Origin of the sequence: Dokdonella ginsengisoli, from assembly GCF_042652785.1 — a bacterium.
Taxonomy (GTDB): domain Bacteria; phylum Pseudomonadota; class Gammaproteobacteria; order Xanthomonadales; family Rhodanobacteraceae; genus Dokdonella_A; species Dokdonella_A ginsengisoli.
Map to the genome: position 1 here is coordinate 405,207 of NZ_JBHSHD010000003.1, position 19,053 is coordinate 424,259.

Here is a 19,053-nt window from a genome sequence, read left to right on the forward strand (position 1 = left end):
CCCCCTGCGGACTCAGATTGCGCCGAGCAGGCGTTCGCCCTGCTCGCTCGCGTGCTCCCACAGGTCCGGCCACGCCTCGTAGGCGTCGGCGAGCAGCGAGGTTTCCTCGCGCAGCAGGGTCGCGCAGGCGGCGGCGTCGACCGATTCGTTCCAGTCGCCCAGGCGCGGCGCACCCTTGGCGATCAGCGCGCGTCCATTGGCTTCGATGATCGAGCGCACGTCGGCCTGCCAGTAGACCGGCGCGTCCTGCGCCCCGTCGTACTGCTGCTGCAGGCGTTCGATCAGGTCGGCGCGCACGTAGGCGAGGTATTCGCGCAGCTGATGCAGGCGGCCGCGTTCGCTGGCCGCTCCGACGTCGCGCAGGTGCGCGGCGAGCAGGCGCAGCCGCTGCGCCGGCGCCTCGGCGTAGAACTCCGACAGCTGGCGCTGCACGAAGTCGGTGACGAAGTAGTTGAAGCGCGGCGTATGGGCGGCCAGCGTGCGCGCCGAGCGCGAACGCTGGCCCTCCTGCACGTGACCGATCGCGACCGGAAGCTCCAGCGTGAGCGCGTTCGGATGACACAGGCGCACGACCTGCGAGAACAGCGCGTCCTCGCCGCGACCGAACGGATTCGTGCACGGCAGCATCACGGTGTTGTCGAGCGCGAACGGCGTGAACGTGGCGGCGATCGCCGCGCGCGCCTGCCGATAGCCGTACCAGATGCTGCCCAGTTCGACGTTGCGCAGGTAGCTGTCCCTGTCGCGCACGAACTCGGCGCGCTCGGCGGGCGGGAGCTGGTAGAGCCACGTCCCCGATTCGGAGCGGGAACTGCCGTAGCTGCCGTGATGCGTGGCGAGGATCGGGGCATCGCCGTCGAGGTGATCCAGACGGCTCAGCGGCAGACCGCGCAATGCATTGCGCTCGATCGCGTACTCCGTGCCGCCGGTCAGCGCGCCGAGCGGTCGGCCGACGGCCGCGAGGTGCAGTTCGAAGGGATCGACGTCGATCTCCTCTCCGGCGCCGAGCGCGTTCTCGATGTTGCGATAGAACTGCGTGCTCGCGCGCGACGAGGGATTCGGATCGAGCCCGGTGCTGGCGCGTTCGGCGCGGCGCAGCGGCAGGCGGTGATCGTCGTCGAACAGGGTCAGGCGGGCACCTGCCGACAGCAGCAGGGCGAGATTCCAGCCACGCCCGCCGCCGAAGCGCGCGCCGTCGCTCGTCCCGCCCAGCAGATGCGGCAGGATCGTGGCGGCCTTCGGCACGGCGCGGGCGAGGCGCGTGATCAGGCGCTCGCGCTCGGAACTGCCGATGTAGGTCAGCTTGCAGCCGGACGAACGCGCGAACTCGCGCAGCAGGTCGCGGTGCCGGTTCGCCGCCTCGCGCGTGGCCGAATCGTCGAGCAGGACGTAGTGACGGTTCGCGCGGAAACGGCGCTCGTACTCGGCCAGCGAACCAAGCAGGTGCTCCAATTGCGCCGGCCGATCGCACGCGCGGATGAACACGGCGCGCATCGGCGCCGGTTCGCGCGAGCCGGCCCGCGCCAGCCGATCGAGGAAGCCGCGGTCGGACAGCATCAGCCCGCGCGCGATCAGGCCTTCGAAGACACGCGCCACGCCCTCGCGCTGCGCCTGCAGGCCCGGCACGGCCGCCATGACGCGGGCGACGTGCTCGTCCAGCGTGCGGAACTCGCGACTCTGGTCGAGCGCCTGCAGCACCTGGAAGGTCATGACGTGCGTGTCGCCGTTGCGCTTGACCTGGAAGATGCATTCGTTGTTCGACAGCGAGGCGACGACGCCGTCCTCGGACGCGTACAACGGCGCATCCGGATCCGGCCGCGTCCGCTGCGGGGTGGCAGCGAAGCTGCCGTAGTCGATCTGGTAGTTGAGTTCTGTGCTCATTCGTTCGGTCGTTTGCCACGCCACCAGGGCCAGGCGCGTCGGGGGGCGGTCGCTTGCGGCGATCGGCTTTCTTCCACCTGGGTCTTCAGTCGCGCGAGCTCGGCTTCGAGCTCGGCGATGCGCGCGCCGGCACCCATGTTCTTGCGAATCTCGTGATTGTAGTGCTCGTACACCGCTTCCCGGCGGTCGCCGAAGAACGAGTGTTCCGGCAGGTCCGGCGGCAGCTCCCCGCGGGTGCAGACGGCCACGTAGTAGATCGGCTCGTAGCCGAGGCCCGCGGCGATCGCGCCTTCCTGCTCCGCGGTCCAGGTCTCGCTGCGGCCGGAGGCCCCGTCCAGCGTCCACAGTACGGACTGGAACAGCAGCTTTTGACCGTACAGGCGAATATGGGGGAAATGCGGCTTCAGCAGCGCGAGCAGCTCCTCGCGGTAGAGCTCGCGCACGTGGAATTCGTTGCGGAATCCCGCCGCCTCACTGTAGGTCCGCTTGTCGGGCGAGGAAATGACCAGCACGCCGTCGTCCGCGAGCACGCGGGCGAAGCCGGCCAGCAGTTCTTCCTGCGCCGCGAGGTGCTCCAGCGTTTCGAACGAGACGATCACGTCGAAGGACTTGTCCGCGAACGGCAGGTTCGTCGCATCGGCCCGCTCGTAGCGCAGACGCGGCTTGGCGCCGTAGCGCATGCGTGCGTGGCCGATCGTCGCCTCGTCGACGTCCACGCCGATCACGTCGGCGGCCACGTCGGCGAGCAGGGCCGAGCCGTAGCCTTCGCCGCAGGCGGCATCGAGCACGCGCTTGCCGGCGGCCAGCGGCCGGGCGAATGCGTAGCGATGCCAGTGTTCGTACCAGATCTCGCGCACGCATTCGGGCGTGAAACGTTCGCCGGTGAACGGCAGTGGGTTCTGTTCGCCGCTCATGATCCGGAGCCGTTTGCGCAGACGTGATTCCAGCGATGGGCCAGGCGCACCAGGCCGAATTCGCGCGAGGCGCCGCGCACGACGAAGCTGCGCTCGATCGTGTCGAAGATGCGCACGCCTTCGGTGTCCATCGGATGCACGCGGATGCGATAGCTTCCCGGCAGCAGCGGGAGTCCGTCGAGCTGCAGCTCGCACAGGTACTCGCCTTCGGCGACGCGCTCGGGCGCCACCGCGTCGATTTCGGTGCTGGTGCCGTAGACCGCCGTCCCGTCCGCGCGCACGATGCCGACCATCACGCCGGGCGTGCGGCCGTCACGCGAGCGCACGCGTGCGCGTATACGCAATGCGTCGCCCAACTCCAGCAAGGCCGGGCGCTCCGATTCGTCGTCGTTCACCGCGACCGCGATCACGCTGAATTCGACGCCCGCCTGCGCGATCTCGCGGCGCTCGGCCACCGAAGCGGATTTTCGCTCGTGATAGGCGAGATACGCCTGGGTCACGTCGAACACGTCGCCCTGCATGGCGATCTCGCCGCCGCGCAGCCAGCACGCGTGCCGGCAGAGCTTCTGGATGTGGTACATGCTGTGCGAGACGAGGATCAGCGTGCCGCCGCCGGCAAGGTAGTTCTCGATCCACTGCACGCATTTCTTCTGGAACGATTCGTCGCCGACCGCGAGCACCTCGTCGGTGACGAGCAGGTCGGGCTTGAGCGTGGCGATGACCGCGAAGCCCAGGCGCACGACCATGCCGGACGAATAGTGTTTGACCGGTTCGTCGATGTACTGGCCGATGTCGGCGAAGTCGATGATCTCCGGCAGGCGCTCGCGCAGCTCCGTGCCGGAAAGGCCGTGCAGCGCGGCCGCCATCGCGACATTGTCGCGGCCGCTGTATTCCGGATGGAAGCCCGCACCGAGTTCGAGCAGGGCGCCGATCTCGCCGCGCACGCGCACGCTGCCGGTGGTCGGCGTCAGCACGCCGGTGATCAGTTTGAGCAGTGTGGATTTTCCGGCGCCGTTCTCGCCGACGAGCCCGAGCGATTCGCCGCGGCGGATCTGCAGATCCACGTCGCGCAGCACGCTGATCCGCTCGGCGCCCCGGCTGCTGAACAGCAGGCGGCCGAGCGAGCGCAGGCGATCGCTGCTGCGATGGACCTTCGGATAGGCCTTGCCAAGACCCTGCGCCTCGACCAGCAGCTCGCTCACAGGAAGTCCTCGAAGTGGCGATCGAGGCGGCGGAACGTCCAATGGCCCACGAGCAGCGCGAGCAGCGCCGTCAGCAGCGCGACAGCCAGCCTGGTCGCGTCGAACTGGCCGTAGTCGAGCAGCGCGACGCGGAACGATTCGGCGTAGAACGTGAAGGGATTGAAGTCGATCATCCCGCGGAACCGTTCGGGAAGCAGATCGCGCGCGTAGTAGATCGGCGCCGTGAACATCAGCAGCGGAAGGATCTGGCCCAGCGCCTGCACGAGATCGCGCACGAAGACCTGCACCGCCGCGCACAGCAGGGCGCAGCCGAGCGCGAGCGCGAACAGCGGGACGTAGAGCAGCAGCGCGAGCGGGACATGACCAAGCTGCAGGCCGTAGCCCAGGGCCGCCAGCACGAGTACGACGGCGAGGAAACCGACGATGTGGATCGCGAAGCTCGACGCCACGCTGGCGACGACGAGGATCTCGCGCGGCAGAGCCACCTTGCCGATCAGTGCGGCGTTGTCCTGGATCGCCGTCGTCGAACGCAGCACGGCTTCCGCGAAAGCCGTCCACGGCCAGAACGCGACGGCCAGGAAAGGAATGTAGCCGGGGCTGTCGGCGCCGGGGACGCGCGCCTTGAACACGTGCACGAAGACGAAGCTCGTGATCGCCAGCTGCAGCAAGGGCTGCAGCAGCGCCCACAACCCGCCCGAGAGGCTGCCCGCGAAGCGATTGCTCAGCTCACGACGGAAGAAGCGCGAAATCAGCGTCGGAGCGAACATGGATCCTGGCCAGTCCCGAAATGACGCTCCGCACAGCGGATTCGCATCCGCTTCGTCGTCCGCGGAGCGTCGAGCGGATGCGGTCTCGACGCTTCGGGCCGGGTCATCGCAGCGAACGAGCGCCGCGCGACCTCGTCATGGCGATTCCGCTCAAGGCGTCTTGGCCGGCGCGGCAGCATTGGCCGGCGGCTGCTTCACGTAGCGATCGCGCAGCGAAGCGACGACGTCCGGATTGGCGTCCATCTTCTGATTGCGCAGCTGATCGGCATAGTTCTTGACCTGCTTGTCGACGTACTCATTCGACATGCGGGAGATGATTTCCTCGCGTACGTCCGCAAAGGATCGCTGCTGCTGAGGGGTGCGCGCGATCAACTTGATGACGTGATAACCGAATTTGGTCTTCACGATCGGGGAAATGTCGCCTGGATTCTTCAGGGCTTTTGCCGCATCCGAAAATTCGGAGACGTATCGACCACTGTCCACCTGGGACATCAAGCCGAGATTGGCGGTCTTGCTCGGATCTTCGGAGTACTTCTCGACCAGGGCGTCGAACTGGTCCGGATTGGCTTTCGCTTCCTTCTCCACCGTCTCAGCGAGCGCCTTCGCTTCCTCATCGGTGCGGTTGTTCGTCGTGATCAGTACGTGCTTGACGTCGAACCTGCCCGGCGTCACATACTTTTCCTTCCGCGCCGAGTACTCCTCCTTGGCCATGGCGCTGAAGTCCGGCACCTTGATCTCCTTGCGCAGGCGCTCGAGACGAACCTTGCTCAAGGTTTCGTCCGCTGCGAGTTCGATCTGGCTCTTGACCACGGGATCGTTCTGCAGACCCGCCTTGCGCGCTTCGGCGGCCATCTGCTTCTGCACCAGCTGGTTGGTGATCAGCATTTCGATACGCTGCGGGCTGTTGAAGAACCCTGCGCGGTCCTTTTCGGGAATGCGGGAGGCCGCATACGCGTCCAGCTCGCCGAGGGTGATGCTCACTCCCCCCTGACTCGCAACGACGGCACTGGAGTCGTCTTTTCCCTTCGCCACGTCCTGCGCAGACGCGAACAGCGTCCACGCCATCGCCATACCTGCGCCGACAACCATAACGGAGCGCAAAATCATGCTCATGAACATCTCTTCGAATCAGCGGAATGAATAAAGCACAACCTCCGCGTCGCTCGAGCTCTGGCTCGAGTGACGCGGAGGTGTGTTGAAACCAAGCTGCGAAATTCGGGCCTTCGCGCTATTGCGAACGATTCTGCACGTTCATCTTGCAGATGTTGCCCGCGCAATCTGCGTTCGGAGCGGCCGGATCCGTCACCTTGATATTGAGGTAGTACTCCTGCCCAGGCGTGAGAGCGCAGGCGAATACTCCGGGCGACCCGGTGGTGAGCTTCCACTTCGCGAGCACGGCGCCCGCGGCACCACGGTTCGTGGTCAGGCAGTAAGGCGCAATGTTCGCCTGATTGAATTCGCCGCAGGTGGTGCTAATCGACGTCGTGACGTACGGACCGATGTAGTTTTCACCCTTGCTCAAGGATCCGACCGTGGCGGGGTTGAGCCCGTTCGCCGGCACGCGGAACTTGGCGCTGATGTACTTCGTCCTGTCGAGCGTCTTGAAGATCGCGTAGAAATTCACACCAGGGAAATCGACGATCGTGTCGGACGTGGACTTGCGGCCCCAGATGTTCTTGAACTGCGTCAAGTCGACGTTCTTGGGATTGGTGGGTGCATCGTTGAAATTGACGCTGTAAGCGAGATCTCCGATGTTCTGCAATCCGGCAGGACAGGAAGTCGTGTTCTGCGTAACGGCAACTGTCGCATTCTGGCTCGTCACGGAGCCTGCCGTGTTCTCACAGCGCATGGACAGAACGTAAGACCCTTCCTGCGAGGCCGTCACGTTGCGAGGCGAGCTGGTCGTCTCGACCGTGGTCCAGCCGCTCAAGGTCACGGCAGCGCCGTCCTTGGTCGCCGTTCCTACGCACTTCGTCGCATTCTGAACGGCCCAGGAAACCTGGAACTGCTCGTTCACACCGACGCTCGTCGGAGCGGTGAGCGCGAAGTTCGCCGGAGTCGGAGCACCGACGCCGGCATTCACGCCGGCGCTCGCCGTGCCGGTCGAATTCGTGCACGTCACGCCGAACGTGTAGGCACCGGACGAGGTGATGGTCACCGGAACATTATGCGAACCCGCGCAGGCCGCCCCCGTACACGCGCTGGCTCCGACATTCCATCCGGACACACCCGACGTCGATCCGCCGTAGGTGCAGGATGTGGCCGCCGATGAGGCCGACCAGGTGACATTGAACGAACCACCGACCGTCGCCGTGGGCGGAGCGGTGACGGCAACCTGGTAATCGTCAGTCTGGCCTCCGGAGCCCCCACACCCCGTACCGGAAAGACTGACGCCGGTCGCCTGCAAATCCGTGCTTCCAGGAACAAGCTGGAGCCCGCTGGCGTCGGTGGTCGCGACACAGCTGGTCTGCTGCGTCGTGGTCATGCGGACGACGGCTTGCGCATGCGCCGACGATCCGGAGGCCAGGAGCATTGCGCCGGCCATCAGGGGCGCGCTCCGGAAGATCACTGAATGCATTTTCGATGACATGGAGTGTTATTCGACTGCTGGGAGGGGGTTGGCGCGCGATTGTACCCCCCCTGACAAGCGGCACGCCAGCCACATCTGAGACATGCGTAGCATCAAAAAAAAGGGGGTCGCAATGCGACCCCCTCTGGAACTTACTTTTTACCTTCAACCGATCAGGAGCAAGCGGCACCAGCAACGGTGCAGCTGCGGCTGGCGCGGTGACGGAACAGACCACCGTAGTTGGCCAGAACGCCGTTCTGCACGTTGTTGTTGACCAGGCTGTAGGCCATGAAGCCGGTGACCGGCAGACCGTGCAGCACCTTGCCCGCCACGTCCGGACGCAGCGCATGACCGCCGTCACCCGAAGCGAGGTCGAAGGACGCCCAACCCGTATCGGCATACGGCGGGATGTTCGGACGCAGGAACGAACCGAACACACCGGACGGCTCACCCGCACCCGTATCGGCCAGCCAGCTGATCACGTTCACTTCGAACGGCAGCGAGTTCGGGCGCGAGCTGATCGGCGGCGAGATGTCGTCCTGCGTCGTGCCGTGACCTTCTTCGCGGTCATACACAACGATGCCGATCTCGACGTTCGATTCGCCGTCGAACTCTTCCACGAACGGCGGGATCGCGCCGGCACCCAGGGTGTAGTAGGTGTCGACGTAGAAGCGCTTGGTCGGGAAGGTGACGACCCAGTCGGTGTTCGAACCAACGTTATCCGAAACGATGTACTCGTTGTAGATGTTGTTGGCCGTCAGCACCGCGCTGACCGCGTCGATGCCGTCCGCGTAGTCGAGCTGGACCAGCGTGCCGCCGCCCGTGAAGACGTAGGCGAGAGCGCCCAGCGCGGTCGACGCGTTGTTGTTGGCCTGAGCCAGCGACGGCGTCAGCAGCGACGAACCGGAGAACAGCGGCGTGTCGGTGAAGCCATCGAGCGCATCGGCGTTGTACGTGAAGTACGTACCTTCGTCGACGTTCACGATGCCAACCGAACCGAACAGACCGCCGGTCGGCGCGTCGAGGTAGGTGCCGGCGTTGTTGTTGATCACGCTGTTCGTGCAGCTCGGCGTACCTTCGTTCGGCACACCGGTCTGGGCGTGCAGGGTCGCGTCGTCGAGAGCGCTGCCCGGACGGATGTCGCCCATCGAGATGATCTCGAAGTAGCCTTCACGCGTACGCGTGATGTCCTTCGGACCGCCGTCGAGCGGGAACGGAGCATAGCCGCCGTCGAACGCCGCCGTACGGAAGCTGAAGCCGGTCGTGCGGATGTTCTCGCCAGCAGCCGTCTCCGGGTACACGCAGCTCTTGTCGGACGTGATCAGCTTACCGCCGGTGGTCTCGTCGCCCTTCGCCGTGATACCCGCCGTCCACACGTCGTACGGAGACAGGAACAGGTTGAAGTCGAGCACTTCGCGGCTGTTGTAGCCCTCGAGGAAGCGGACCTTAACGCCCTTACCGATGCTCGAGGTGTTGACCACGGACAGCAGCGTGTCCTGGCCCTTATTGACCGTGTAGTACGGATAGATAAGAACCTGGCCGAGACCATCAGGATTCAGGTCGACAGCGTTCGCCAGGCCCGCGAAGCCAGCGACGCCGGCGATACCGGCGACGACGGCGGTCGTCAAGCTGTTTCTCTTCATCGCAACACTCCTAAATTTGACCACAGGGCTTTTTTGCTTTACCGCCAACCTCACTCCGAATGATGCAAACGGATGCCCGGCGGGCGAGGGCGAGGTTAGGCAACAGCGCCGCCATGTTAAGGCAAAGGAAACAACCACGCAATCCCCTGCCGAAACGAACAGTTTCCACAAGCAAATCAACCGCTTGGGAGAAGGAACCATTCTCCGTCGATGAGCAGCCACGTCTCTGAACGGGACGAGGTCATATCGGCGACCGCACCACCGCCGAGCGTGACCGCATAGGTCACGTCGACCGTCACCTTGCACCGGTCGGCGTCGCATTCCTTCTTGTTGAACTTGACCGTCTTCCACTGCACCGGCCGCGAGTTCATCGCCGCCGCGTAGTTTTCGCGCGTCTGCGTCTGGCGGAAGCCGGGCGTGAGGTAGTCGTAGGCCTTCTCGGCCTGATGCGCGATCAGGTAGTTCCAGCGCTCGACCGAGCGGCGATCGATGGTGTCCGGACTGGACTTGTCCGTGCAGCCCGCCACGGCGAGCAGCACGCCGAGCAGTGCGAGGCCACCTTGGGCTTTGAAGAAATTAGCGGTCACGCAAAGTGTCCTCTTGGGGCTTGACGTCTGCTGGTGAAAGGTTCTGCCGACGCGAGACCTGGTGCCGCGCACCGGGAACGATGTTCGAGGTCAGTACGCCACGCGGAAGCTGCACGGCCACCAAACCACCCATTGTAGCGCCCACCAGCCCGGCGACCAATTTCCAGTTCTTTCGCGACCGTCATGTTCCGGTTATCCACCCACTGAACCTGGACTTTCGACCGAAACGACTTGCAGCACTGCGTGCTGCAAGTCGCTGCGGCGACGTAGCGCAATCAGCGGCTGGCGCTCACGCTGAGCGTTCCGATGATGTGCACCGTGTCTCCCGGAGGATAGAAACGATAGTTGTATGTCGTTCCGACAGGAATGGGCTGAGTCGACGAGCCCGACTTCGAGATCGCGAACGGCGCACCCCACGCACCGCCATTGACCTGACCGGCCAGATCCAGGGACTCGTACCCCGGGGCATTCCACGTGAACGTGAAGCTGCCCTCATTGGCCCCGGGAGGAACCACGACGTGCGCCGGACTGATGCTGAACGTCGGAGCCGGAGCCGCGACGCCACTCACCGACAGGGTCGCCAGGATCGGCGACGTCGCGCCGCGAGGCAGCAACCTGTAGGTATAGGTGGTGCCGAGCGATATCGGCTGGTCACTGGTTCCAGATGCAGGGATATTGAGTGGGCTCAGCCACGCCCCGCCATTGACCTGTCCCTGCAGATCCAGCGACGGGTATCCCGGCGCGTTCCAGCTGAAGGTGAACGGACCGGACGTCGGAGACGCCGTGGCAGGGATCAGCACGTTGCCGGACGACGGGCCCGTCTGTACGAGGTTGTACTTCGGCACCAGCTTCAAAGTGGGCTGCGCACCCGCTATGCCGTTCACCGTCATGGTAGCCAAAGCGGAGCTGGGCGTTGAATTACTGGGCGTCAGAATAAACTTGGTATTGCCTCCTGACGGAATGTAAGGCCAAGTCCCACTACCTGCTGTAGAGGCGCCACAAGTCCAGGGCGTAGGCGTCGCGCCATTGTTGCTGATCCACACACACGCACCAGGATATGCGGGGGCATTCCAATTGACAACCGTACTCCCGTTTGCCTGACCGTAAGGAACGATCACCGGGTTCGGGCTGGCACTCAATGAAGGCTGTGCTGCCGCCTGCCCCCGAACAATAATCGAAGCCAATTCCGGACTATTTGAAGTTCCCGAGGACGTAACAACAAAGCGACTATTGCCGCCAACGGGCACATAAGGCCACGAAAGAACGCCAGAATTTCCGGATGCACATGCAGCAACCTGGAGCCCCCCTCCATTCTGACTCACCCAGACGCAAGCCAAATTATTCAGAGTCCCAAAGGTGCTATACGATATCTGCGTCGTACCCTTGTCCTGGCCATAGGGAATAATGACAGGATTTGGCGCCGCCGTAATTGAACCGGTCCCATAACATGTACTAGCCGGCTGCCCGACGCACTGCACATGAGACAATTTAGAGACATTTGCAAATCCCGAAGGATTGCAGACCAAGTGAGCGGATTCCGTGGAGTTGATTTGCCACCCTGGTGGCGCGCTTGAAATCGCGCAAACAGTCAACTGCGATCCGACTGGCAAATTATCATATCGAACTATCGTTAATACATTCCCATATATTCCGTTCGTACCGCCACAGGCAGTAGGATCCCAATCCGTGCTCTTTACAAGCCACCCCTGCGGCAAAGCACTTCCGTAACATATGGTGGCCTCCTCTGCCGCATGAGATTCCCTGGAGAAAAATAACAGTAATAATAAAATTAAAGCGCAGGAAATGTATTTCATCGCTGATCCCTTGGATTGTATTGAGACAACCACCCCCACAGCAGAAGTTAACCTCTTATAGTTATAATCAACTGCTCACCCAGCTCACATGGGATCTAGACGCCCCCTCCCCCCGCACGATCAATCCTCTTGCGGCTTTGCGTTCTGAGGAACGGGATAAGTGTGCGCCGGCGTGGGAGATGGCGATTCCGGTTGTGCCGGACGTGAATCTGCATCGCCCTGAACTCGCAACGGCGCCAGCGACTCGAACTGACGACTGTAATCCACTGTCATCTGGCGCGTCTCGTCGACACTCGACACGACACGCGGCGTGATCAATACGATCAGCTCGGTGCGATCGCGATGATTGGTCGAATTTCCGAACAAGCTGCGCAGGATCGGAATCTTCGCCACACCGGGAAGACTGTTTGCCTGTTCGTTGGTGAACTCTGAAATCAACCCGCCCAGCAAAACGGTTTCGCCGCTCTGAACGGCAACCTGCGTCTGGATCTGGCGCTGATTGATCGGTGGGTTGTTGGTTCCCGTCGCGGGGATTCCCGGGCTGCTCACCTCTTGCTGCACATCCAGGTAAACCAATCCACCCGGATTGACGCGAGGCGTCACGGAAAGCTGCACGCCGGTGTTGAGATATTGAACGCTGTTGTATGTCGCCGTCGTTCCGAAGCCGGCAACGGAAGTCTGAGTGACCGGAATCTGCTGACCCACGTTGATCTGCGCTTCCTGGTTGTTCGCTACAACCAACGAGGGAGCGGAAAGCGTCTTCGCCGTACCATTCGACTCGAGTGCGTTGATCGCCACTTCAAAATTCCTGTTGAGGAACGAGTAGTAGAAACCCCCGGCACCATTGTTGTACGGAGCGATCGCTCCCGTAGCACCAACTTGAGACCTGTGCCTGTCCTGCTTGTTGCCGCGGAACCGAGCATCGTAATCCGTACCGTTTCCGACGGATCCTGTAGCAGTACCAATCAGACCGCCGAGATACCACTGCACTCCGAGATTGAGGTCTCCCTTGAGAACCACCTCGAGAATTCGAGCCTCGATCTGCACCTGCAGCGGCACCACGTCGAGCTTGCGAATCGCCGATTGAATGCTTTCCCATTCATAAGGCGTCGCCATGATCATCAGCTGATTGTTTTCCTCGATCGCCGAGATGCGGATGTCGGTTTCCCTCTTCGAGCCGGTTCCACCCCCACTTGTCGGCGTCGAGGTGGTGCTTGGAGTCGTCGCCGGCGCGTTCTTCTCCTGCGCCGATTGCTGCCGCAACGAGTTCTGGTAGTTCATCGCGGAACCCCCTGCTCCGCCGATGCCACCGACGGTCATCGGCCGCAGGCCCTGCCCGACTCTCCCCGACGTGCTGCTACGACGCGACGTACCGGAGGAAGCGCCGAGGAAAATCTGGCTCAAATAGTCGGCCAGATCCGGCGCCTTCACGTTCTTGACGTTGTAGACGTACAACTGCACCGAATTCTCGGCACCGCCGCGATCGAGGCGGTACAGCCATTCCTCGGCCTGTTTCAGGTATTCCGGCTGCGGCGTGATCGCGACGATCGAGTTGGTCGATTCGATCGGCATGAAGCGGAACATGCCGGCCAGGGGCGACTCGCCTTCGGTGCCGAACAGCTTCTGCAGGTCCGGGATCATCTTGGCGACTTCGACGTGCTGTAGCGTGAACACGCCGATCGACATGCCGCGCATCCAGTCAACGTCGAACGTGTCGATCGTGCGCTGGTAGTTGTCGAGCTCGCTCGGCGTGCCGGCGAGCACGAGCAGGCTGCGGTTCGGATCGATCTGTACGAACGCATCCGCCTTCGCGTAGGGCTTGAGCAGCTTGGCCGTCTCGCTGGCCGAGATGTACTTGAGCGGGAAGATGCGCAGGCCATAGCCGGGCTGCTGCGAAGCGCCCAGGCGCGGCGTGAGCTTGCCCGGAATCGCGTCCTTCGCCTGCATCACCGTGTAGCGGCCGCCCTCGCGCACGAGCGCGTTGCCGGTCCACGACAGCAGCATTTCCAGCACCGGTAGCGCGTCCTCGCGACGGATCGGCCGCGACGTGGAATAGGTCACGTTGCCGCCGACGTTCGGCGCAATCGTGTAGTTCTCCTGCAGCATGTCGCCGAGGATCGCCTTGACGACCGCCTGCACCGGCTGATTCTCGAAGTTGAACGTGACCTGCCCCTCGCCGCTCGGCGCCTTCGCCGCCGGCTGCGGATTGACGAACTTGCCGGTGCCGAGATCGATCTCGGGCTTCGGCGGCGGGCGATTCGACTTCACGTCCGGGGTGACCGAGATGCCGTTGATGCTGTCGTCGGCCTTCATCGGCGGAGCAGGCTTCAGGATCGTCTCCGCGGTCAGGATGTCGCCGTCGCGCTTTCCTTCCTTCTTGCCCGGTGTCGCACAGCCGGCCAGCAAGGCCAGGCCGAGGACGGTCAGGAATGTCGGGGTTCTCGATCGCACGTGGCTCTCCATCACTTCTTCTCGGTCGCGGGCTTGTTCCCGCCGTTGCGCAGGCGTTCGGCATCTTCACGCATCTGCCGACGCCGCTCTTCGATCCGACGCGCCAGATCGGCGCTGCTGCCGGACGCGTCTTCCTTCGCATTGGAGCCGGTCTTGGCACCGCCGGCGGCTCCCTTGCCGGGTACCGCCGGCGCCTTGCCGCCGGCGGCCGGCCTGGCCGGTGCGCGCGGCGCCGGCTTCGGCGGCGCGGGCTGCACGACCGAAGTTTCCAGTGCAACCTCGGTCGTTTCGTTCGCGGCGCTCTTGAACACGACGCCGCGCGGTTTGACGTCGACCAGGGTCCAGCTCGCCTGTTCGCCCTCCAGCGGCATTCCGACCCGCAGGGCCACCGCTTGGTTCCGGGACTTGTCCTGCACCATCGCGATGCGCACGTTGTTGGCGTCGTCGAGAATGACACCGGTCAGCGCGATGTTCAGCGGACTGGGCGGCGCGGCTTCTTCCGTACCCTCCCCGTCGCCGGCGCTCACCGGCGTCGGCTGGCGGTCCTCGTTGAACAGCGGGTGCTCCTCGATGCTCGCGAACGCCGATGCCGACGGCAGCTGCACCGGCTTGCTGTCGATCGCGCCGATCTGCGAGTGATTCGCCTCGCCCTCGGAGTCGGGAGCCCAGCCGTAGCCGCGACCGAAGCCGGCGTACTGCACCACGGCCAGCAGCGCCAGCACGCCGCAGACGCCGGCGAGACCGTTCGTGACGAGACGGGCGGTCTGTACGTTCATTTGCCGCCCCCCTTCGCCGCCTTGGCGCCGGCCTGACGCAGATAGCCGGACAGGTTGAAGCGCACGTCGAGCGGACTCGCCACCGTCTTCGCGCCCGGCGGCGTGTAGGTCTGCTGCTTGTAGATCATCACCTGGTCGACGAACAGGTAGGGTTTCCCGTTCTCCAGATCGTAAAGGATCGCCGCCAGCGGTTCGAGGTCGCACTTCAGACGCGCCTGAACGGTGACGCGCTTGTACACCTCGTCGTCCGGACCGCTGAAGTTCTGCGTGCCGACGCTCTGACAGCGCTTCTCGTCCTTGGCATGGTCCTTCAGCGACTGGTTCAGGCGCTGGATCAGCGCAGCCGACGCGGCATTCGCATCCGCCTCGGACAGGAACGCCTGATTGCCCTGCTCGTAATCCTTGACCTCGGCCAGGCGCTTCTCGATCTCGGGCTTCTCGGCCGTGGTCTGACGGAACCGCAGCTGCTGCTCGCGCAGGTCCCGCATGTCCGCGCGGAACTGCAGGTGCGGTGCCACGAACCACCAGTGCACGCCGATCAGATAGACCAGCATGAGCACGATCAGGAGCAGCACGATCGCGAGGAAGCGGCCGTCCTTGGGCTGGAAGCGACTAGTCTTCACGCACGGCCTCCGCGTCCTTGCCCGGATCGTTGCCGGCGGCGCGCTTGTCGCGCTCGGCCTTTTCCTGTGCCGCCTTCTCCTGCGCGGCCCGGCTCGGCGGCGGGCGCCTGGGCGCATTCGCGGCGGAACCGCGCTTGTCCTCGGCGGACGGCGCGGACCCGGGCTTCTTCGAGCGATCGTTGGCCGGCGGCACGTCGAGGACGGTCTTGGGCTTGTCTGTCGGCTTGGCCGCCGGTTTCGCGGCCGGCTTGGCCGGATCCGCCTTCGCGCCGGCCGGCGGCCTGGCCGCCTCCGGCTTGCCGGTTTCCGCCGGCTTGGCAGCGGCGCCCTTGGGCGCGGCCGCTGCCGCAGTCTTCGGCGCCGGAGCCGGATCGCATTCCTTCAGCTCCGCATTGATCTGGAAGCGCTCCTTGCCGGTGCGCGCATCCGGCTGCACCTGGCCCTGGAAACCCGGGTTGCCCAGGCACGGCGAGGCGGCCAGCAGGGCGATCAGCTTGGCCGCTTCCTGGCCCTGGCCCTGCAGCTGCACCTGCTTGTTCTCGATCTGCAGGCGTTCGAGATAGGTATCTTCCGGAACGCGCTCGGTCAGGTCGTTGATCAGCGCGACGGTCAGCGGCCCCTTGCGCTTGCGGTCGGTCAGGAAGTTCGCTCCCGAAATGGAATCGGCCAGCGTCTTGCGCAGCGCCGCGACCTGCTTGGCCTCGACGCCGGCCTTGTCGACCTCCGCGCGCATCGACTCGACCGCCGCGGCGCGGTTGGCCAGCGACTCGTTCATGTTGACGATGAGCAGGATCACGGCGAGCGCGGCGAGGCCGAGATTCAGCGGCAGACGCATGTCGCGCCGGCGCGCGCGGCGCTCCGGCGGCAGCAGGTTGGTGTGCCGGCGCCCGCTGCCGGGCGTGCCCTTCCAGCTGTCGACGGCATCGAGGTCGGCGGCCCCGGCCGGCAGCGCCGACAGCTCCTGGTCGAGCTGCGCGCGCGGAATCAGCACTAGCTCCACCTGCACGCTGCGGCCGTTCGCGTCGCGGCCGATCACCCGGCTGTCGAAATAGACCTGGTCGGCCTTGAACGGCGTCTGCCGGTCCATCTCGAACGAGAGCACCTGGCGCAGGTTGTCCTCGGCCGCGGCCGGCAGGCTCAGCGTGCGCGTGAGCACCCGCTCGGCCGGAATGCAGAACACGGCGCGCACCATCGGATCGTCGATCGCCTCGCGCAGGCGCCGGAACTCGGCCACCTGCGCCTCCGCCGGCAGGTCACGGCGGATGCGTGCGTATTCGCGGATTCCCGCACCGTGCTCGCGCCAGACCACAATCTCCTCGCCGCGCAGGTCGAGCAGCAGCGATTCGGAACGCTCGGTCAGCACCTTGCGCCAGCGTTCCGGCAGGCAGGCGAGCAGTTCGCGCCCCCACCAGGCGAAGAATCCCGGCAGCGGCGTCTTGGCAAGGCGCGTCCGCAGACGCGCGAGTTGTCTGTCGAGGGCAGGATTCACGGCGGATTCTAAGAAGCTTCCCCATCGCGCCAGCGCAGGATCGAGTACGGCCGTCCGCCCGTACCGACCCCGCCCATGCGGATGGTGGCATCCAAGGTTGTGCTGGCGCCGTTCGGCAGCTTCGCACGGGACTTCACACTATACGTCAGCCCCCCGCCGCCCGCCATGAGCGGGGTGCCGTCCGGCAGGGTCAGCCCGGCGCCGGCGAGATCGTTGGGGGACATCGACTGGCGCATCTGGATCAGCGCCTGCAGCTCTTCCGGCGAGGATTCAGGGAACATCGCCTGCAGCGCTTCCAGCGGCGCCGCGCCGGCGCTGGGCGAGGAACGGCCGGAATAGATCGTCAGCGCCGGTTCGACCTTGGAAAACAGGTCGTAGTTCATGCCGAACACCTGCTGCAGCTCGGAAACGGTGTCGAACGGCGCGTTCTTTGGCCCGTAGGACAGGCCGGCAGCCTTGTAGTCGTCGATTTCGGCGCCGTTGGGCTGGCTCAGGTCGTCGGGATCGCACCAGTCGGCGATCGCCGCGCCGAGCGCCTCGGCCTGTTCCAGCGGCACCCCTTTCGACATGAACAGGTTCACCAGGATGTTGGAACCCATCGTTCCTCCCGCCGCGCCCGTACCGGTGCCCGCGCCGGCGCTCATGCCCGAGTTGCACGCCGAATTGAGGTCGATCTTGCCCGATTCGTCGGTGATCTGGACTTCGATCTCGGCGCCGCCGTAGTTGAAGCGGTACGGGCGGCCGTCGCCGACCCAGCGCTCGATCGGATCGGCCTTGCGCAATTCGTAGACGGCGAGATTGAGCCCGGCCTCGGCCGCGTAGCGCGCCTGCGTGGTGTCGAACATGTGCCGCGCCTGCAGGTTCTCGGTGCGCGCGATCAGCGAAAAGCTGCCGAGCAGGATCGCCAGCATCGCGATGACCCACAGCACGAGCACGAAGGCCACGCCGCGCGTCCGCGCCGGCGCGAACGCCGGGCGGGCGCGCCGTTTCGGCGGGCGGACGGGGATCGCGGCGGCGCTCATCGCGACCGCCCCGAGCGGGAGCGCATCCCGCCCATGTTGCTCTGCAGACCCACGCCGCGCAGCGTCTGTCCCGGCCGGTTCACGCGCATCGCGCCCACGTCGAGCATCAGCGGAATCTCCATCTCCGGAAACTCGACGTGCGCCTGCGGCTGCATGCGCACCACGATGCGCACCATCACCGGCGTCACGCTCGGATCCTCCCAGTCGTCGAGCCAGTCGGTCAGCTCGCCGTTTTCGTCGAGCATGCGGTACTCGAAACGGCCCTCGGCGATCTGGTCGAGCAGGACCACCGGCTCGTTGCCCGACTTCTCCTCGGGGTCGAAGCCGTTCAGCATCTCGTTGCCGAACATCAGCTGGCGCCCGCCGCTGCGGTTGCCGGCGAATTCCAGCGTCTGCACGTAGGCGCCGCCCTTCGACAGGTAGCCCGGCATCGGCGCGACGAAGCGCATGAGCTTGCCGTCGCCCTCGAACACGATGTTCGTGTTCTCGTTTTCGTCGGTGCCAAAGGACAGCGGCATGATGCGGCTGATCTGGCGGCGCAGGAATTCCTGCGCCACGCGTACGCGATTGGTGCGATCGATCGCCGCCTCGCCCGAATGCATCGCGTTGACGGCGGTGCGGATCGCGCCATAGGTGCCGGCCAGCAGCAGCGCCAGCAGCAGGATCGCGAGCATTACCTCGAGCAGGGTGAAGCCCCGCGCACGCGACGGCGGAAAGGGCCGCGTCATCGCGTGCCCCCGCCGAAGCGCGGATTGGCCATCGCGCCCTGCTGCTGGTTCAGGCCGACGCCGGGCATGCCGTTGTTCGGATCGGGATTCTGCGCACGCAGGGTGCTGAAGGTCGCGGTGCGCGGGCGACCGCCGAAGCGACCGCCCCAGAAGACCGTGAGGTCGATCTGGTAGAGATCGAACGGCGACGCCTGCATGCCGCCGCCGAGGCCGGCGTTCGACACCGACGACTGCCCGTTGCGCTGCGCGCCGCCGACGGCCTGGTTGCCGGCCGCCAGCGTCTGCTGCTGCGGCGGCGGTTCGATCGCGGCCGGATCGACCTGCTGGATGTCGAGTTCCCAGCCGTAGACGTCGTCGAAGCGGCCGCTGCTGCGGCCCGGTTCGATCGGCTCGCCGACGCCGACGACGTCGAGCTTGGATTGCGCCCACAGCGCGGCCATCGTGTAGTCCGACGACTGCCGTGTGTTGCGCATCGAGCCGGCCAGCACCTGCATCAGCACGCCGATGCCGATCGCGAAGACGAGAAAGGCCGCGACCATCTCGATCAGGCTGAAGCCGCGCATGCGGCGTGCGTTGGCTGGGGGGCGCTG

At 64.9% G+C, this 19,053-nt stretch carries 16 protein-coding genes; all 16 read right to left on the minus strand.

Features of this window, described 5'->3' with window-relative positions; all coding sequences use genetic code 11:
* Positions 1 to 12: 12 nt before the first annotated feature.
* Positions 13 to 1,878 (minus strand): hypothetical protein, encoded by a 1,866-nt coding sequence (locus tag ACFO6Q_RS03985; RefSeq protein ID WP_380019232.1) that lies wholly within the window; start codon positions 1,876 to 1,878, stop codon positions 13 to 15.
* Positions 1,875 to 2,792 carry a class I SAM-dependent methyltransferase gene (locus ACFO6Q_RS03990; protein ID WP_380019233.1) on the minus strand — a complete coding sequence of 306 codons (918 nt, stop codon included), beginning with the start codon at positions 2,790 to 2,792 and terminating at the stop codon, positions 1,875 to 1,877. The genes ACFO6Q_RS03985 and ACFO6Q_RS03990 overlap by 4 nt, the downstream gene beginning before the upstream one ends.
* Positions 2,789 to 3,994 (minus strand): ABC transporter ATP-binding protein, encoded by a 1,206-nt coding sequence (locus ACFO6Q_RS03995; protein ID WP_380019234.1) that lies wholly within the window; start codon positions 3,992 to 3,994, stop codon positions 2,789 to 2,791. Before ACFO6Q_RS03995 ends, ACFO6Q_RS03990 begins: the two co-directional genes overlap by 4 nt.
* Positions 3,991 to 4,761, minus strand: coding sequence for an ABC transporter permease (locus ACFO6Q_RS04000; protein ID WP_380019235.1), 771 nt, complete (start codon positions 4,759 to 4,761; stop codon positions 3,991 to 3,993). The genes ACFO6Q_RS03995 and ACFO6Q_RS04000 overlap by 4 nt, the downstream gene beginning before the upstream one ends.
* A 150-nt stretch (positions 4,762 to 4,911) precedes the next feature.
* Positions 4,912 to 5,874, minus strand: coding sequence for a peptidylprolyl isomerase (locus tag ACFO6Q_RS04005; protein ID WP_380019236.1), 963 nt, complete (start codon positions 5,872 to 5,874; stop codon positions 4,912 to 4,914).
* Between the two features lie 115 nt (positions 5,875 to 5,989).
* The gene (locus ACFO6Q_RS04010) at positions 5,990 to 7,351 is read right to left on the minus strand and encodes a hypothetical protein (RefSeq protein ID WP_380019237.1); all 1,362 of its coding nucleotides are present in this window, start codon (positions 7,349 to 7,351) and stop codon (positions 5,990 to 5,992) included.
* Between the two features lie 152 nt (positions 7,352 to 7,503).
* On the minus strand, positions 7,504 to 8,973 hold the full coding sequence (locus tag ACFO6Q_RS04015; RefSeq protein WP_380019238.1) for a hypothetical protein: 1,470 nt from the start codon (positions 8,971 to 8,973) through the stop codon (positions 7,504 to 7,506).
* A 176-nt stretch (positions 8,974 to 9,149) separates the two neighbouring features.
* A complete protein-coding gene (locus ACFO6Q_RS04020) occupies positions 9,150 to 9,560 on the minus strand; it encodes a hypothetical protein (RefSeq protein ID WP_380019239.1) in 411 nt (136 codons plus the stop codon).
* A gap of 275 nt (positions 9,561 to 9,835) precedes the next feature.
* Positions 9,836 to 10,450 (minus strand): hypothetical protein, encoded by a 615-nt coding sequence (locus tag ACFO6Q_RS04025; protein WP_380019240.1) that lies wholly within the window; start codon positions 10,448 to 10,450, stop codon positions 9,836 to 9,838.
* A 1,044-nt stretch (positions 10,451 to 11,494) separates the two neighbouring features.
* Complete coding sequence (gene gspD / locus ACFO6Q_RS04030; RefSeq protein WP_380019241.1) at positions 11,495 to 13,837, minus strand: type II secretion system secretin GspD; 2,343 nt, start codon at positions 13,835 to 13,837, stop codon at positions 11,495 to 11,497.
* Positions 13,837 to 14,601, minus strand: a complete 765-nt coding sequence (locus ACFO6Q_RS04035; RefSeq protein ID WP_380019242.1) for a hypothetical protein — start codon at positions 14,599 to 14,601, stop codon at positions 13,837 to 13,839. The genes gspD and ACFO6Q_RS04035 overlap by 1 nt, the downstream gene beginning before the upstream one ends.
* Positions 14,598 to 15,224: a type II secretion system protein GspM gene (gene gspM, locus ACFO6Q_RS04040; protein ID WP_380019243.1), complete on the minus strand. Its 627-nt coding sequence runs from the start codon at positions 15,222 to 15,224 to the stop codon at positions 14,598 to 14,600. Before gspM ends, ACFO6Q_RS04035 begins: the two co-directional genes overlap by 4 nt.
* Positions 15,214 to 16,713 (minus strand): PilN domain-containing protein, encoded by a 1,500-nt coding sequence (locus ACFO6Q_RS04045; RefSeq protein WP_380019244.1) that lies wholly within the window; start codon positions 16,711 to 16,713, stop codon positions 15,214 to 15,216. Before ACFO6Q_RS04045 ends, gspM begins: the two co-directional genes overlap by 11 nt.
* An 8-nt stretch (positions 16,714 to 16,721) precedes the next feature.
* Positions 16,722 to 17,657 (minus strand): type II secretion system minor pseudopilin, encoded by a 936-nt coding sequence (locus ACFO6Q_RS04050; RefSeq protein ID WP_380019245.1) that lies wholly within the window; start codon positions 17,655 to 17,657, stop codon positions 16,722 to 16,724.
* A 74-nt stretch (positions 17,658 to 17,731) separates the two neighbouring features.
* Positions 17,732 to 18,463 (minus strand): prepilin-type N-terminal cleavage/methylation domain-containing protein, encoded by a 732-nt coding sequence (locus ACFO6Q_RS04055; protein WP_380019247.1) that lies wholly within the window; start codon positions 18,461 to 18,463, stop codon positions 17,732 to 17,734.
* Positions 18,460 to 19,026 carry a hypothetical protein gene (locus tag ACFO6Q_RS04060; RefSeq protein ID WP_380019248.1) on the minus strand — a complete coding sequence of 189 codons (567 nt, stop codon included), beginning with the start codon at positions 19,024 to 19,026 and terminating at the stop codon, positions 18,460 to 18,462. Before ACFO6Q_RS04060 ends, ACFO6Q_RS04055 begins: the two co-directional genes overlap by 4 nt.
* Positions 19,027 to 19,053 lie beyond the last annotated feature (27 nt).

Coding starts and splice junctions, on each gene's coding strand:
- ACFO6Q_RS04015 (WP_380019238.1), bottom strand. CDS start 8,973: ATGAAGAGAAACAGCTTGACGACCGCCGTCGTCGCCGGTATCGCCGGC.
- ACFO6Q_RS04055 (WP_380019247.1), bottom strand. CDS start 18,463: ATGACGCGGCCCTTTCCGCCGTCGCGTGCGCGGGGCTTCACCCTGCTC.
- ACFO6Q_RS04060 (WP_380019248.1), bottom strand. CDS start 19,026: ATGCGCGGCTTCAGCCTGATCGAGATGGTCGCGGCCTTTCTCGTCTTC.
- ACFO6Q_RS04035 (WP_380019242.1), bottom strand. CDS start 14,601: ATGAACGTACAGACCGCCCGTCTCGTCACGAACGGTCTCGCCGGCGTC.
- ACFO6Q_RS04005 (WP_380019236.1), bottom strand. CDS start 5,874: ATGAGCATGATTTTGCGCTCCGTTATGGTTGTCGGCGCAGGTATGGCG.
- ACFO6Q_RS04010 (WP_380019237.1), bottom strand. CDS start 7,351: ATGTCATCGAAAATGCATTCAGTGATCTTCCGGAGCGCGCCCCTGATG.
- ACFO6Q_RS03990 (WP_380019233.1), bottom strand. CDS start 2,792: ATGAGCGGCGAACAGAACCCACTGCCGTTCACCGGCGAACGTTTCACG.
- ACFO6Q_RS03985 (WP_380019232.1), bottom strand. CDS start 1,878: ATGAGCACAGAACTCAACTACCAGATCGACTACGGCAGCTTCGCTGCC.
- ACFO6Q_RS04000 (WP_380019235.1), bottom strand. CDS start 4,761: ATGTTCGCTCCGACGCTGATTTCGCGCTTCTTCCGTCGTGAGCTGAGC.
- ACFO6Q_RS04025 (WP_380019240.1), bottom strand. CDS start 10,450: ATGACGGTGAACGGCATAGCGGGTGCGCAGCCCACTTTGAAGCTGGTG.
- gspD (WP_380019241.1), bottom strand. CDS start 13,837: ATGGAGAGCCACGTGCGATCGAGAACCCCGACATTCCTGACCGTCCTC.